Raw genomic sequence first — 666 nt, forward strand, 5'->3', positions numbered from 1 at the left:
ACATTTGGCCTTCATGGGGTTTGGTTCAGCGTTGTTTCATGCGGTCGATGACCACCGCCAACAACAGGATCGAACCGCGGATTACGTATTGATGAACCCAGGACAAACTTACAACCAGAACACCGTGTTCAAATTCTCCGCCGATTAAAACTGTGGGAGGGGGCTTACTCCCGATGGCGGTGGGTCAGCTACATATTCATTACCTGACCCACTGCTATCGGGAGCAAGCCCCCTCCCACATTTTGGGCTTCACATGGCGAGGGTTCAGCGTTGTTTCATACGGTCGATGACCACCGCCAGTAGCAGGATCGAACCGCGGATTACGTATTGATAAAACGTGTCGATGTTCTTCAGGTTCATTGCGTTCTCGATGATCGCCAAAATCAGCACCCCGGCGATCACATGGCGGATCATGCCAATCCCACCACTCAACGACACCCCGCCCAGTACACAGGCCGAGATCACCGTCAGCTCAAAACCCTGCCCGATCATCGGCTGGCCCGAGGTCATGCGCGAGGCGAGGATCACCCCGGCCAGCGCGCCGATCAAACCGTGCACGGCGAAGATCAGGATCTTGGTGCGGTCAACGTTCACCCCTGCCAGCAACGCCGCTTCCGGGTTGCCGCCGATGGCCATGGTGTTGCGCCCGTAGGTGGTGTAGTTCAG

The 666-nt window shown here is 56.8% G+C and carries 1 pseudogene; it reads right to left on the reverse strand.

The features are described from left to right. Positions 1 to 264 precede the first annotated feature (264 nt). Positions 265 to 666: pseudogene (locus BW43_RS07735) on the reverse strand (L-arabinose ABC transporter permease AraH); the annotation flags it as partial.

Source organism: Pseudomonas sp. RIT357 (assembly GCF_000632245.1).
In the GTDB taxonomy this organism is placed as follows: Bacteria; Pseudomonadota; Gammaproteobacteria; order Pseudomonadales; family Pseudomonadaceae; genus Aquipseudomonas; species Aquipseudomonas sivasensis.